Raw genomic sequence first — 14,016 nt, 5'->3', positions numbered from 1 at the left:
AGCCTCTCCTGATGTTCTTTCTAGTTCGTTATTTTTCACATAAACAGCGTTAACTATTAAAAAGACTGTCTGTACAGTACTTCTAGCTGCTTTTCATTGACGTCCCGTGGATTCGTTGGAGTGCAACTATCACGCAATGCTTGTCCAACCATTTCTCTTAAACGGGTATTAAACTCAGTTTCATTGATGCCTGTAGCATGGATACCTTTCGGTATATTCATTTCATCTTTGAGTACGTTGATCGCGACAATTAAGCTTTCAACACCTTCTCGAACTGTTGATGCGGGTAAATTTAATTTTTTTGCCAGTGAGGCGTAACGCTTCGCCGCATCCGTGTCACAACAACCGTCTAAATCTGAGTTAAAAGCAACGACTTGAGCCATTAATAAAGCATTTGCGCGACCGTGTGGAATATGGAAAACACCGCCTAATGCATGAGCTAAACTATGGGTGATCCCAAGTGAAGCATTGGTAAATGCCATTCCCGCAATACAGGATGCGTTATGCATTTTCTCGCGAGCAACTAAATGATTGCCATCTCGGTAACACTCAATCAGATGGGCAAAAACCAGCTGAACCGCTTTTTCTGCCAATGCATCAGAAAAATCGGACGCACTGCGTGAAACATAAGCTTCAAGGGCATGGCATAGCACATCCATTCCTGTATCGGCGGTAATTGCTGCTGGTACTGATTTCACTAATATCGGATCTAAAATCGCCACATCCGGCAGCATGAATTCGTCAACTAATACCAGTTTTTCTGAGTGTGATTTAATCACTGAAAAAGACGTGACTTCAGAGCCTGTTCCGCTAGTTGTCGGAATAGCCACAAAATGAGGTTTAGCTCTATGACTGTCTTGGCGGGTATGCCATAGGGAGTAAATAACCGCTTTTGCAGCATCAATCACCGAACCACCACCCAGCGCAATCACTAAATCAGGATATTGGCTATCCATGATTTTCATGCCCTTTACGATGGATGAAATTTCTGGATCGGGCACCACATCGTCATACAGAGAAAATGAGATTCCCTGTTGGGATAATCGACGAGTCACCTCGTCGGCTAACCCAAATTTCACCATCGCTTTATCGGTCACGATAAAGGCATGATGTGCGTTGATTTGTGATAAATAATCCAAAGCATTCGTACCGAATTGCACTTTTGGTTTAATCAAAAACTGGTTCATGCGTTATTTACTCCCTACCGTCTCGATACACTTTTTCAACAATGGCAACCACGGACATGGCTTTGTATTTGTCTTTATTCAAAGCAAGGTATTCTTCGACAAGAACAATGTCATTGATGCCCGCACCAACACTGTCCACTGCCACATACGTTCTGTCCTTCAACGGATTCAGGTCATCCCCAAGCGCCGTGACCATCAATAAATTACTGCCGCTCAGTTCTTGGCATTTCTGCGTTGCGACAACATGCCCGATTACCTTTGCCAAAATCATGATTTATCCCGCCTTATCTCAATGAATTACTTATTCAGGCGCCCGAGAACGGCCTTAATAATCTGCTCAACATTCTCTTCCGTGATATCCCCTTGCGCCGCAACCGTTTCAGCAACAGCCGCGTGGCTTCCGGTATTACCGAATCGATCATCCGCAGGATTATTGCTGATAGAACCCTGTTGAATGCCCGCAGCCTGCGGTTGACGGAAACGTTCATCATCCAGAATACTCACTTGAGTCGGGCTAGAATGCGCAGCTACCATGGGTTGTGCTGTGTAACATGGGGGATTCGTCGATGACGGTTGTCTTAAATCTTCAATTGAACGCACCCCATAACCGACTTTACGGATATTGAGTAAATTCATTGGACCGACGTTATCTGAGCTAGATCCGCCACCCACCGCGCCACAACCTAATGTCAGTGCAGGTGTAATGTTGGTGGTTGCACCAATCCCCCCTAAGGCTGCTGGGGTATTAATTAAGATGCGGTTAACCGGTTTTTCGAGGGCAAATTGACGAATAACATCTTCATTTTGCGTGTGGATCACCAAAGTATGTCCTAAACCTTCGTTGGTCAGTAGGTCGACCACACGATGGCATGCTGAACGCCAATCTTCTTCGATATACATCCCTAAGATTGGGCACAATTTTTCACGAGAATAGGGGTTTTTAGGTGAAACGGTATCTTGCAGTGCAATCAATACGCGCGTATTCGCGGGTACGCTAAATCCAGCTCGCTGACTCAATATAATCGCATCTTTACCCACGATTTCAGGGTTAATGGTGCCATTCGCTCTGAGTAACATTGATGCCATGCGCTTCGCTTCTTCTTCATTCATGAAGTAAGCACCCTGAGCCAGCAATTCACGGTGAACATCGTTATAAATACAGCGTTCAACAATAATGGACTGCTCAGAAGCACAAATCACACCGTTATCAAACGTCTTGCTGGTAATAATGTCACTGACGGCTTTTTTGATATCTGCACTACGTTCAATAAAAGCAGGACCATTGCCAGGACCGCCGCTGATAGTCGGTGTTCCGGATGCATAAGCTGCGCGTACCATGCCTTCTCCTCCGGTTGCCAGAATCAAAGAAACATCTTTGCTATGCATTAACTCTTTGGTTGCTTCCAATGTGAGCATAGTGACGCCATCGACAATGCCCGCTGGCGCACCTGCTTCAAGTGCAGCTTTTTTAACGATATCGAGCGCTCTAAAACTACAGGCCTTTGCATTTGGATGAGGGGAGAAGACAATCGCATTACCCGCTTTCAGGGCAATCAATGTTTTATAGATAATGGTTGAGGTTGGGTTAGTGGAAGGCACTAATGCCGTGATCACGCCTAACGGAACCCCCACATCCATGACTTTTTTGATCTTGTCATCATTGATGATGCCAATGGTTTTCAAATCTTTAATATGTTCATACACACGCACAGAAGCGAAGGTATTTTTCAGGACTTTATCTTGCCACTTCCCGAAACCCGTTTCTTCATGTGCCATTTTTGCCAACTCCTCTGCATGACGTGCAGATTCTGTCGCAATGTGTTGAACAATACTGTCGATTTTTTCCTGCGAAAAAGTCGCAAAGATTTTTTGTGCTTGTTTCGCATTTCTAACCAGCTCTCTAGCCAGTTGTCTGGATTGCAGATCTTTATCTAATGCAACCATGTCTTCCCCCGTACCGGAGTCAAAAGATTAAACTTATTAACTTGTTGTTTTATATTTAATTTATCAATGATTAGGCTTTATGCTGCTGTGCAATTTTGCCAATATCATTGTGTGGTCTTGCAATCACGCGTGAAGTCACTACTGTGCCAACACGTTTAGCCGCTTCAACACCGGATTCAACTGCTGCATTGACGGCCCCTACATCACCTTTCACCATGGCGGTCACCAATCCCGACCCCACATTTTCATAGCCAATTAACTCAACATTCGCGGCTTTGCACATCGCATCAGCAGCTTCAATACACGCTACCAATCCTTTCGTTTCGATTAGTCCAAGTGCTTCTTTCATAAGAATATTTCCTGTTTATTCTGAAACTTTATATTGAGATACGATTTTCTGGATGTCGCTATGAGGGCGAGCAATCACCAAAGATGTCACGACGGTGCCAATCCGAGAGGCAGATTCAACACCTGAATCCACGGCGGCTTTAACCGCGCCAACATCCCCTTTCACCATCGCAGTCACTAAACCGGATCCCACATTTTCATAGCCAATCAGCACCACATTGGCGGCTTTACACATTGAATCGGCAGCTTCAATACAAGCGACTAACCCTTGTGTTTCGATAAGACCTAATGCATCACCCATCTATTCCCCCGAAAAAGCTATGCTTTATGCTTAATCACGATTTTGTTGATATCGTTATGTGGACGGGCGATGACTAACGAAGTCACCACTTCACCAACACGCTGTGCCGATTCAACACCAGAATCTACTGCCGCTTTTACTGCGCCAACATCACCTTTCACCATCGCAGTCACGAGGCCTGAACCCACATTTTCATAACCGATGAGTTCAACGTTAGCGGCTTTACACATTGCATCAGCTGCTTCGATACAAGCCACCAAACCTTTAGTTTCAATAAGTCCTAATGCATCACCCATTGTTGTTTCCTCCAGGAAGACGTTGTTACATTTTTCTCTACCCTCAAAAATCAAGAGCCATATTTAAAAAGGTTTATGTCTCTTAAATGTGGGTAAACATTTGTGCCAATTGAGTCTGCGCGGTGATTAATTGAACGCAGCTTTTTGGCGTCAAAATCACTATATCCCTCAAAAAATAAAACAAAATATAAATCCGCAAAATGAAGATAATTAGAACATAAAACTTAAATTTATCGATATTTAGCCTTTGATTTATTTAATCATGCTAAAAAAATAAAAAATTCACGTATCTATATGGCATAAAAAAAAGAAAGAAAAATACACTGATGATTTATAGGGTTAATTGTTAATAAGATATGATTGGGCTGATGCTAGAAGGTAATTTGGTCAATAATAAGTGTGGCGTTGCTCACTACCCATCCCGTCGCTACGTTGCTGGAATATACGTAAAGCATGCTAATTAGATGAAATGCAACACGGATAAATATGGATAATGGTCACTCAGAGAATGGCGCCATTCGTTGGTTATTGATAGGTAGATAAGAAAGCCGGAGAGGTGAGCAGATGAGTGGCTAACGCATCACGTTGGAGCTATATCTGGTTATCCCAGATATTCAATCAAACTTACTCCCCAATTGAGGTGTGCAAATAAATAACGGTGAATTAATTGAACTGAGCAGTAGTGCTTTATCATTTAGCTTCTGGACATTGATAAACAAGCCATCGTGGCTATCTGACATTTCTCGCATAAAATAGTCGAAAATAACGTTGGGAGATTCATCGATGGAAGATGCACTGGCTTCCCATTGACTAATATTATAGTGACGCTCCGTTGGTGAAATACGTTTACTTGTATACTTAAATTTGACGTAACGCTGTAAATAAAGCCATCCCGCTTTCGAGGTTGTATAGCCTTCCACAACAATAGATCCCTGACCATTTGCCCCAAAATTAAAATGAATATTGCCATTCACATTTTCATCTTTCATATTTTCGAAGCGCATAATCCCTTTAGTGGAGCATGCCATAAGGCCTGAATTTTTATTTGATAACACGATAGATTGTGTATAAATAACCACGACCACAAAAATGGCTGCACTCAAGAAGCATAATAATTTTCCTGATATTTTCATCATGGTTTCCAAGAATAATAGAAATAATTATCACAATAACTAAATGGATTAGACTCATTTGCAGCGCAGTGCGCCAAAAATACGCGCCCTAGGCCGTTCTTTTGCAATTTATCGCCATAAAAGAAAACAAATCGTTCCTTATCTTTGCAGTCAAGATTTAAGTTATTTCGCACCTTGTCAAAGTTTTGCTCATAATTCTCGGCAACGACACCATTAATCATTTTCTCTGTAGATAATGCATCACAACTGGCATGCTCCAATGTGGGTAAACTAATAGGTGCGGAAGGCTGAGATGAAAAATAATTCATAGTGGCAAGTAGGATTGAACAACCTAACAATACGGCACTCGCAAGATACCAACAAATCTCTCTTTTTTGAGGATGAATAGATTTAGGTAATTCTTGAGGTATTAATTCGATAGGATCTGTTGCTGGGGTAAGAATAACTTCAGCCGTTTGTATCTCACTTAAGCTATTTAAAAGATGGGTTGTATTTAATGTTTCTTCATCAATTAATTCCAATAATATCTCAGAATTAAATTCTAAACGGCCTCGGGCAACAGTCACTATAATGTTTTCAATACCATATTGACGAAATGTTTTTCTCAATAAACTGAGATACTGATTTAAATTACTATTTGATGAAACTAGGCCATTATCATCCCAAACAGCTTTAAGCACTTCATCACGTGAAACAACGCCTTTTCTTTTAATCAAATAAAACAATAATGCATTGGCTGTAATGGACAATTGAGTATCAACCTCATCTTCTTTTAAAGATAAAGTGCCATCAACAGCATCATAAATAATGAAGGCATTGATCTTATATTTCATTATCGCCTCATTCTATTACTAGACGTAATATTGCTATTTGGAAACAAAAGGTATTTCTTCAAAAGAGATTTGCGTCAGCCGGTGGATAATCGCATCTCGTTCTTGCTCAGATAGTGTGGGTCCTTCTGTTAAGGCGGATAACCATAAACCGTCTGCCGCATAACGGACTAAAGCCCCTAAATAGCTATTATCAAACTCATCACCGTCTTCTAAATGCTGTAGCATCCAGTCACGCCAACATTTACGTAAGACGGGTTCCATCGGCATCGCTAATGATAGAAATGCAAGTTGGAAGCTCTCATCAGACTCTTTTAGTTCTCCGATATAATGCAGATAAGCACGAGAAAAACGGCCATTTGTATTGATATCACTCGTCATAATCACCGCGATACGGGTGTCCATAATATCGAGTAACTCAATGAACAGCGCATGTATCAGCTCTTGCTTGCTCGGAAAATGATGTAATAGCCCACCCTTACTGACACCCGCTTCTTTTGCGACCGCATTAAGCGAAAGTGCGGCAATGCCTTCCCGACCAGCAATCACTCGAGCCGCCTTTAACAGCTCTTCTTGCCTTTTTATGGGATCTTTTTTTCTTTGGGGCGTAAGTATATTCATGCACGGATAATACCGACCAGTCGGTATGTTCTATTTTGACTCGTATCAATGAACACAATATTGAGGTGAATTAAATGCGAATAGTGTAATTTACTTCACAGTATCCCTGCCTAAAAACTAAGAAATATAATGTTATTTTTAAAATATAAAAAAATATAACAATGAAATACCTCCTATTTTTTTACTCTTGATAACTAAATTTAACTTAGTCTTGTTGCACCGAAGGTTATACTGTTTAATTATGTGAGAAATATCTATTTTCAAAGAAAGCATCTGAACTGTGTGTATTTACATAACATGAAAAGAGGTTTTGATTATGTCCAATCAGTATAATATCGGTGTGATTATTGGTAGTTTACGTGCCGACTCTTATAACTTAAAAGTCGCTAAAGCCATCACCAAATTATTCCCATCCAATTTCACTTTTAAATTTATAAAAATTGCAGATCTACCTCTCTATAACCAAGAAGCAGACCAGAATGTGCCTGCCGTAGTGGCTGATTTTAAAGCACAAATTAAAGCCTCAGATGGAATTATTTTCGCAACGCCTGAATATAACCGCTCCATGCCCGGTGTATTGAAAAATGCGATTGACCAAGGTTCTCGTCCTTGGGGTGATAATTCCTGGGATAGTATTCCTGCGGGAATTCTCGGGGTTTCGATTGGTAATATAAGTACCGCTATTGCACAACAACATTTACGTAATAGCCTCGCATTCTTAAATATGCCAACGATGAATCAACCAGAATGTTATTTAAAATGGTATGAGGGTATGGTTGATGAGCAAGGTAATATATCCCCAAAAAGTAAAGATTTCTTACAACCTTGGGTCGATAGCTTCGTCAAATTTGTGAACCACAATTCAGTAAATTAATCATAGACATAAAAAAAGGCATCACATGAAGTGATGCCTCTTAAATTTCATACAAACTGAATACGAATTAACGCCCAGCTTTTAATTTTTGGAAATATTCTTCATACAGAACATTGGCATTCCCAACATCACTTTGCCATTCACCTTTTTTCAACACCTCTTCACTTGGGTACAGTGATGGGTCATTGGCTATTTCCGCTGGCAGCAGTTTTTTTGCAGCTAAGTTTGGAGTTGGATAACCAATCGACTCAGCAACTTGTGCCGCTATTTCCGGACGTAATAGGAAGTTAATCAGCTTATGTGCTCCCTCGACATTCTTAGCATTCGCAGGAATAGCTAAGCTGTCCATCCAGAAAATACCGCCCTCTTTCGGCCAAACAACCTCAATAGGTAAGCCTGCTTGTCTCGCCACAAAAGCGGAGCCATTCCATAACATACCAACATCCACTTCACCTTCAATAAATGGTGTTGCAGGGTTATCAGAATTAAATGCAAGAATATTAGGACGTAATTTTTGTAGCTCGTTGTATGCTTCTTCAATCTGTTTTGGATCTGTGGTATTGCCAGAATAACCTAGCTTCGCTAATGCCACTTGGAACACTTCGCGCCCGTCATCCATCATGAGCAAACTATTTTTATATTCTGGTTTCCAGAAGTCAGCCCATGAAGTCACCGTGCTAGGATCAACCGCATCCCCATTAATTCCAATTCCTGTTGCACCCCAAATATATGGCACAGAATAGTCATTATTTGGGTCAAATTCTTTATGGATTAGATTGGGGTCGAGGTTTTTAAAATTAGTGAGCTTTTGTTTATCGATCTTTTGCAGCATGCCTTCCTTGCTCATTTTTGCAATGAAATACGTGGATGGCACCACTAAATCATAAGCCCCTTCTTTATAGGTCTTCAATTTAGTGTACATGCTTTCATTCGATTCGTAGGTGGAGTAAATCACCTTGATCCCAGTTTCCTTAGTAAATTGCTCTAATAAACCGGGGGGAACATATTCTGTCCAGTTATAGAAATACAGTACATCTTTGTTATCGTCAGCGGCAGTTGCCGTGCCAATGCTTGCAGCCATTAACCCTGCGGCTAACAGATAGGACCATTTTTTCATCACTGATTTCCCTCAACAAAGTGCTTTTATCTATCTAATAGGCTCAATTGGAGCCCACCCTCTTGCCTGATGGCATTAAAAGATTGGGTGCCACAATGACACCCTCGATTTTATAAACTAATGCTTGGATGATTTAGCCGCGGCATTTTTGCCGTGTTTATCACGCATGACCCACTGACTTAAACAAACCAAGACCAATGACATCAGCAACAAGACTGTCGCCAATGCATTCACTTCAGGGGAAACCCCCACTTTAACCATTGAGTAAATTTTCAATGGTAAGATTTCATAGCTTGGTCCCGTCACAAAGGAGGAGACCACCACATCATCCATGGATAACGTGAAACTTAAGAGCCAACCCGCAACAATGGCAGGCAGCGCTAAAGGCAAAATAATTTTACGTAAAATAGTAAATTCACCCGCACCAAGATCCCGTGCCGCTTCCAACATTTTTACATCAAAATCTTTCAATCTGGCGTATACGGTCACCACTACAAACGGCAGGCAGAACGTAATATGGGAAAACAGCAGTGACCAAAACCCCAAGGAAACACCGAGGATCATAAACAGCACCAGCAATGATATCGCCATCACGATATCTGGAGACATCATCACCACAAATAACATACCGCCCACAAAAGGTTTCCCTCTAAAACGGTAACGAAATAATGCAACGGCGGTTAATGTGCCGATAACTGTCGCGAATGTCGCCGAAAGCACCGCCATTGTTAAGGAGTGCCCCGCTGCTTCTAATAAACTGTCATTATTACTGAGTAACTCATACCATTTGGTGGAAAAGCCCTGCCATTGAATACCAAAACGCGATTCGTTAAAGGAGTTCACAATCAGAATAATGATTGGAATATAAAGATACGCGTAAATAATGGTCATAAAACCACCACGGAATATGCGACCGATCATTCTTCATACGCCTTTTTATTCAGAAGCTTAGCAGCTCGGTAATACACATACAGCAATAGCCCCATCATCACGGTGAGGAAAATACTGGTTGCCGCCCCGAATGGCCAATCACGAATATTTAAGAACTGGCTCTTTATTACGTTACCAATGAGAAGATTTTTCGCTCCTCCCATTAGGTCTGCCACATAGAACAGTCCCATAGCGGGTAACAGCACGAGCAGGCAACCTGCAATAATTCCCGGCATCGTCAGTGGAATGATAATTTTCACGAAGGTTTGCAATTTACTGGCACCTAAGTCCCTTGCAGCCTCCAAATAGGATTTATCGAGTTTCTCTATGCTGGAATAGAGCGGCATGACCATGAATGGTAGCAGGATATAAATTAAGCCGAGCACCACCGCTTCAGGGGTGTACATTAATTTAATCGGCTTATCAATAATGCCAATCCACAATAAAAAGTCGTTTAAATACCCTTTGGTACTTAAAAAAACCTTTAACCCATAAATGCGGATCAGGGAGTTTGTCCAAAATGGTACGATCAACAAAAACAGCATTAAAGGTTGGATGCGTTTAGGTAATTTCGCCAAGATATAGGCGAAGGGGTAGCCAATAACCAAACAGAAGAATGTGGCGATCAGCGCCATATTCAACGAATGTAGCATCACTTGGGCATACATCGGATCCGATAAACGGATATAGTTATCCCAAGTAAAAATCAAATCGACTAGATTGTTATCACTGCGAGTCAGGAAACTGGTGCCAATAATCATGATATTTGGCAGAAATACAAATAGCAGCAACCATGCAACCACGCTGGTGATAATCACATTCTGTAAAATTTTATGCTTACGAATGATCATCCAGAACTACCTCCCAGCTTTCAACCCAAGTCACAGCAACTTTTTGGTTAAGGGAGTGGTCGACATCAGGATCATCTTCATTGAAGAATTCGCTGACCATAATAATTTTGCCATCTTCCATCTCAACCACGGAGTCTAAAGTCATCCCTTTATAGTTACGTTCACGCACATAACCAATAAGCCCAGGATGATTGTCCGCATCATTCACTTCTTCAACACGCAAATCTTCAGGGCGCAATAGCACGTTTAAATGCTGCCCTTCAGTCACAGGAAGATCAGTGAAAATATCACATTCATGGCCTTCAACATTGGCTCGAATGCGTTGTTCATCAATGCGATATAATACTTTTGCATCAAAAATATTAATTTCACCGATAAATTGAGCTACAAACAGGTTTTTAGGCTCTTCATAAATTTCACGAGGCGTCCCATCTTGCTCAATTTTTCCGTCACGCATGACGATAATGCGATCGGACATTGCCAGTGCTTCTTCTTGATCATGGGTGACAAAAATAAACGTGATCCCCAACTTGCGCTGTAAGGCTTTCAGCTCATTTTGCATCTGTTTACGCAGTTTATAATCCAGCGCAGACAAAGATTCATCCAATAACAGGACTTTTGGACGATTCACCACCGCACGAGCAATTGCCACGCGCTGCTGCTGACCACCCGAAAGTTGATTCGGCATACGCTCTGCAAAATCAGCCAATTGCACCATCTGCAAGGCTTGCTCCACCCGTTTTTGAATTTCATCTTTTGGCGTTTTTTGCATACGCAAACCAAACGCCACATTTTCAAATACGGTCATATGTGGAAATAATGCATAGCTTTGGAATACAGTATTCACGAAACGATGTTCCGCAGGAATATCTGTAATATCCTGACCATCAAGAATAATTTGGCCATCATCAACATCTTCTAATCCAGCAATGAGACGTAAAACTGTCGTTTTGCCGCAACCAGAAGGCCCAAGAATAGTTAAAAACTCCCCATTCTGGATAGTTAGGCCAAGCTCAGAAATAATTTGTTTGCCATCAAAACCTTTATTTAAAGATTTTAATTCTACGAGTGGTGTGAGAGAGGTTGTCTCAGTCATTTATATTTCACTCTATCCCTAGGAATAATGCAGATAGAACCGCCACCGTTAAAGACTGTTAAGCCCCCAGGATAATTCCCAGCGAAGCCCAAAACCAGTAGCGCCATTTTAGAAAAACATTAAGCTCAGCATGATAAACACTGTTAATGAAAATTGAAAGCCATTTTCAACACTTTGTTAGCCTTTCATTATGAATTTACAACAAATAAACGCGATTTATAATAAAAATAAGTCCCGTAGACCCTTTTATCATGATGACGTGCCAATCTATCAAACTTCATTATAACTCAATCAATAAATAGCAATTAAATAATATTTAATTCAGTGGGTTATGAGATTTTTATTATTTCCACTTTGATATTTTACTAAGCAATTATTTAAATCTTTTTATACTTCGCGAAATCTACCATGAATTATATCCCAAATGCTAAAACTCAATTAAAGAATAATATCGCTGATAACCGACAATAATACTTTTAGATAAATTCAATGAATAATGACTAATTTAAGGCTTCGTAAATAACATTAATAACAAATGGTTAAACCTAATTTTTGAATTTATTTATGTGATTAACTTCAAGCTTTTCATTGGAATTTTTATATCTTCTTAAACCTTAACCAAAGTCATATTAATTTTCACATCCCTTTGAATATAATGGTTAAATTATTCTTATGAATTTTTGATTATTACGAATATAAATGATTATTCATACCCCTTTAAAGTGGGTTATCCAGAATAAAAAATCTAGAAAGAGATTATTTTTTATATTTTCCGCTAAAATTAAAATGTGAGTGAGTGATATGGCTAATAAAGAGTTTTTCTATCAACAACCTTATCCATTATCTGAGGATAAAACTGAATATTATCAATTAACCGATAAATATGTTTCTGTTGAACAGTTTGCAGGAAAAAACATCCTAAAAATTGAGCCAGAAGCCTTAACCGTGTTAGCCCAACAAGCAGTTTGTGACTCCCAATTCTTTTTAAGAGCGGCTCATCAAAAACAAGTCGCTGCAATTTTGCATGATCCTGAAGCCAGTGAAAATGACAAATATGTTGCTCTACAGTTGCTACGTAACGCTGAGATTTCCGCAAAAGGAGTTTTACCAAACTGCCAAGATACGGGAACCACTACCATTGTGGCGAAAAAAGGTCAGCAGGTATGGACTGACTGCAATGATGAAGAGATGTTATCTCGCGGTATCTATAACGCATTCCAACAAGAAAACCTGCGTTTCTCGCAAAATGCCGCTTTAGATATGTATACCGAAGTGAATACAGGAACAAACTTACCGGCACAAATCGATATTTTTGCCACTGAGGGTGATGAATATCATTTCTTACTGGTCAATAAAGGTGCGGGTTCAGCCAATAAATCGGCACTATTTCAAGAAACTAAAACCATTTTAGAGCCTGCTCGATTGAAAGCCTTTTTAATCGAAAAAATGAAAAATCTAGGCACGACAGCTTGTCCGCCATACCATATTGCCTTTGTCATCGGTGGAACCTCGGCAGAAGCAACACTCAAAGCCACCAAACTGGCATCCACTAAGTATTATGATAATTTACCGACTCACGGTAATGAATACGGTCAAGCCTTCCGCGATATCGAACTGGAAAATGAGTTACTCGAAGCAACTCGTCATTTTGGTTTTGGTGCCCAATTTGGTGGCAAATATTTTGCTCACGATGTACGTGTCATTCGCTTACCTCGCCATGGTGGCTCTTGCCCTATTGGGCTGGCAATCTCCTGTTCTTCAGACCGCAACATCAAAGCAAAAATTAACCAAGATGGGATTTGGATTGAGAAAATGGAACACAATCCAGCCCAATATATCCCAGAGTCAATGCGCCATAGTACCGAAGGGACTGTCGTCCATATCGATTTAAATCGTCCAATGAAAGACATTCTGGCTGAATTAAGTAAGCACCCAGTTTCTACGCGTGTTTCTCTCAGTGGTCCCCTGATTATTGGTCGCGATATTGCTCACGCAAAATGGAAAGAACGTTTAGATAATGGCGAAGAGTTACCGCAATATTTTAAAGATCATATGGTCTATTACGCGGGTCCTGCCAAAAAACCCGAAGAGATGGTTTCAGGTTCATTAGGTCCAACAACCGGTAACCGTATGGATCCTTATGTGGATCTGTTCCAATCTCATGGCGGCAGTATGCTGATGTTAGCAAAAGGAAATCGTACTCAAGCCGTAACAGATGCCTGTAAAAAACACGGTGGCTTTTATTTAGGTAGTATCGGCGGTTCCGCGGCTATTTTGGCACAAGAATTTGTGAAAAGTTTAAACTGCTTAGAGTATCCAGAATTAGGTATGGAAGCAGTATGGAAAATGGAAGTAGAAGGGTTACCTGCCTTTATTCTTGTCGATGACAAAGGCAATAACTTCTTTGATATTGTCCAGAAAGAAGCCTGTAATAAATGCGTTAAGTAGTTATTCCCAGCTATACATTCAACAACTCAGCCTTGAGCCC

At 40.6% G+C, this 14,016-nt stretch carries 15 protein-coding genes; 2 read left to right on the top strand and 13 right to left on the bottom strand.

Annotation, left to right across the window (positions count from 1 at the left end):
- Nucleotides 1–56: 56 nt before the first annotated feature.
- The 9 genes from PR761_RS11255 to PR761_RS11215 all read right to left on the bottom strand — a co-directional run bounded on the left by PR761_RS11255 (nucleotide 57) and on the right by PR761_RS11215 (nucleotide 6,660).
- Nucleotides 57–1,187 (bottom strand): 1-propanol dehydrogenase PduQ, encoded by a 1,131-nt coding sequence (locus tag PR761_RS11255; protein WP_006814374.1) that lies wholly within the window; start codon nucleotides 1,185–1,187, stop codon nucleotides 57–59.
- A gap of 7 nt (nucleotides 1,188–1,194) precedes the next feature.
- A complete protein-coding gene (locus tag PR761_RS11250) occupies nucleotides 1,195–1,458 on the bottom strand; it encodes a EutN/CcmL family microcompartment protein (protein WP_006814375.1) in 264 nt (87 codons plus the stop codon).
- Between the two features lie 26 nt (nucleotides 1,459–1,484).
- Nucleotides 1,485–3,131, bottom strand: coding sequence for an acetaldehyde dehydrogenase (acetylating) (locus PR761_RS11245; protein ID WP_154610787.1), 1,647 nt, complete (start codon nucleotides 3,129–3,131; stop codon nucleotides 1,485–1,487).
- 70 nt (nucleotides 3,132–3,201) lie between these two features.
- Nucleotides 3,202–3,480 (bottom strand): BMC domain-containing protein, encoded by a 279-nt coding sequence (locus PR761_RS11240; RefSeq protein WP_006658501.1) that lies wholly within the window; start codon nucleotides 3,478–3,480, stop codon nucleotides 3,202–3,204.
- Between the two features lie 15 nt (nucleotides 3,481–3,495).
- Nucleotides 3,496–3,780, bottom strand: a complete 285-nt coding sequence (locus tag PR761_RS11235) for a BMC domain-containing protein (protein WP_006814377.1) — start codon at nucleotides 3,778–3,780, stop codon at nucleotides 3,496–3,498.
- Nucleotides 3,781–3,797: 17 nt separating this feature from the next.
- A complete protein-coding gene (locus PR761_RS11230) occupies nucleotides 3,798–4,076 on the bottom strand; it encodes a BMC domain-containing protein (protein WP_004249182.1) in 279 nt (92 codons plus the stop codon).
- A gap of 614 nt (nucleotides 4,077–4,690) precedes the next feature.
- Nucleotides 4,691–5,209 carry a FidL-like protein gene (locus PR761_RS11225; RefSeq protein WP_039854812.1) on the bottom strand — a complete coding sequence of 173 codons (519 nt, stop codon included), beginning with the start codon at nucleotides 5,207–5,209 and terminating at the stop codon, nucleotides 4,691–4,693.
- Nucleotides 5,209–6,042, bottom strand: a complete 834-nt coding sequence (locus PR761_RS11220) for a transcriptional regulator (protein ID WP_006814380.1) — start codon at nucleotides 6,040–6,042, stop codon at nucleotides 5,209–5,211. The genes PR761_RS11225 and PR761_RS11220 overlap by 1 nt, the downstream gene beginning before the upstream one ends.
- A gap of 33 nt (nucleotides 6,043–6,075) precedes the next feature.
- Nucleotides 6,076–6,660, bottom strand: coding sequence for a TetR/AcrR family transcriptional regulator (locus tag PR761_RS11215; RefSeq protein ID WP_006814381.1), 585 nt, complete (start codon nucleotides 6,658–6,660; stop codon nucleotides 6,076–6,078).
- 316 nt (nucleotides 6,661–6,976) lie between these two features.
- Between PR761_RS11215 and PR761_RS11210 the strand changes: the two genes are divergently transcribed.
- On the top strand, nucleotides 6,977–7,534 hold the full coding sequence (locus PR761_RS11210) for an NADPH-dependent FMN reductase (RefSeq protein ID WP_006814382.1): 558 nt from the start codon (nucleotides 6,977–6,979) through the stop codon (nucleotides 7,532–7,534).
- 67 nt (nucleotides 7,535–7,601) lie between these two features.
- Here the strand turns inward: PR761_RS11210 and potD are convergent, their stop codons facing one another.
- The 4 genes from potD to potA all read right to left on the bottom strand — a co-directional run bounded on the left by potD (nucleotide 7,602) and on the right by potA (nucleotide 11,528).
- Entirely contained in the window at nucleotides 7,602–8,651 is a 1,050-nt protein-coding gene (gene potD, locus PR761_RS11205) for a spermidine/putrescine ABC transporter substrate-binding protein PotD (RefSeq protein WP_006814383.1), read from the bottom strand.
- 117 nt (nucleotides 8,652–8,768) lie between these two features.
- Nucleotides 8,769–9,572, bottom strand: a complete 804-nt coding sequence (gene potC / locus PR761_RS11200) for a spermidine/putrescine ABC transporter permease PotC (RefSeq protein WP_006814384.1) — start codon at nucleotides 9,570–9,572, stop codon at nucleotides 8,769–8,771.
- Nucleotides 9,569–10,432: a spermidine/putrescine ABC transporter permease PotB gene (potB, locus tag PR761_RS11195; RefSeq protein WP_006814385.1), complete on the bottom strand. Its 864-nt coding sequence runs from the start codon at nucleotides 10,430–10,432 to the stop codon at nucleotides 9,569–9,571. The genes potC and potB overlap by 4 nt, the downstream gene beginning before the upstream one ends.
- Entirely contained in the window at nucleotides 10,419–11,528 is a 1,110-nt protein-coding gene (gene potA / locus PR761_RS11190; protein WP_154610785.1) for a spermidine/putrescine ABC transporter ATP-binding protein PotA, read from the bottom strand. The genes potB and potA overlap by 14 nt, the downstream gene beginning before the upstream one ends.
- 801 nt (nucleotides 11,529–12,329) lie before the next feature.
- On the opposite strand from potA, the gene PR761_RS11185 reads away from it, so the two are divergent.
- Entirely contained in the window at nucleotides 12,330–13,976 is a 1,647-nt protein-coding gene (locus PR761_RS11185) for a fumarate hydratase (RefSeq protein WP_006814387.1), read from the top strand.
- Nucleotides 13,977–14,016 lie beyond the last annotated feature (40 nt).

This window comes from Providencia sp. PROV210, from assembly GCF_028479445.1.
GTDB lineage: Bacteria > Pseudomonadota > Gammaproteobacteria > Enterobacterales > Enterobacteriaceae > Providencia > Providencia rustigianii.
The sequence above is the reverse complement of the archived record's forward strand: the minus strand, read 5'-3'. Positions and strand labels throughout refer to the sequence as shown.

Coding starts and splice junctions, on each gene's coding strand:
- PR761_RS11255 (WP_006814374.1), bottom strand. CDS start 1,187: ATGAACCAGTTTTTGATTAAACCAAAAGTGCAATTCGGTACGAATGCT.
- PR761_RS11250 (WP_006814375.1), bottom strand. CDS start 1,458: ATGATTTTGGCAAAGGTAATCGGGCATGTTGTCGCAACGCAGAAATGC.
- PR761_RS11245 (WP_154610787.1), bottom strand. CDS start 3,131: ATGGTTGCATTAGATAAAGATCTGCAATCCAGACAACTGGCTAGAGAG.
- PR761_RS11240 (WP_006658501.1), bottom strand. CDS start 3,480: ATGAAAGAAGCACTTGGACTAATCGAAACGAAAGGATTGGTAGCGTGT.
- PR761_RS11235 (WP_006814377.1), bottom strand. CDS start 3,780: ATGGGTGATGCATTAGGTCTTATCGAAACACAAGGGTTAGTCGCTTGT.
- PR761_RS11230 (WP_004249182.1), bottom strand. CDS start 4,076: ATGGGTGATGCATTAGGACTTATTGAAACTAAAGGTTTGGTGGCTTGT.
- PR761_RS11225 (WP_039854812.1), bottom strand. CDS start 5,209: ATGAAAATATCAGGAAAATTATTATGCTTCTTGAGTGCAGCCATTTTT.
- PR761_RS11220 (WP_006814380.1), bottom strand. CDS start 6,042: ATGAAATATAAGATCAATGCCTTCATTATTTATGATGCTGTTGATGGC.
- PR761_RS11215 (WP_006814381.1), bottom strand. CDS start 6,660: ATGAATATACTTACGCCCCAAAGAAAAAAAGATCCCATAAAAAGGCAA.
- PR761_RS11210 (WP_006814382.1), top strand. CDS start 6,977: ATGTCCAATCAGTATAATATCGGTGTGATTATTGGTAGTTTACGTGCC.
- potD (WP_006814383.1), bottom strand. CDS start 8,651: ATGAAAAAATGGTCCTATCTGTTAGCCGCAGGGTTAATGGCTGCAAGC.
- potC (WP_006814384.1), bottom strand. CDS start 9,572: ATGATCGGTCGCATATTCCGTGGTGGTTTTATGACCATTATTTACGCG.
- potB (WP_006814385.1), bottom strand. CDS start 10,432: ATGATCATTCGTAAGCATAAAATTTTACAGAATGTGATTATCACCAGC.
- potA (WP_154610785.1), bottom strand. CDS start 11,528: ATGACTGAGACAACCTCTCTCACACCACTCGTAGAATTAAAATCTTTA.
- PR761_RS11185 (WP_006814387.1), top strand. CDS start 12,330: ATGGCTAATAAAGAGTTTTTCTATCAACAACCTTATCCATTATCTGAG.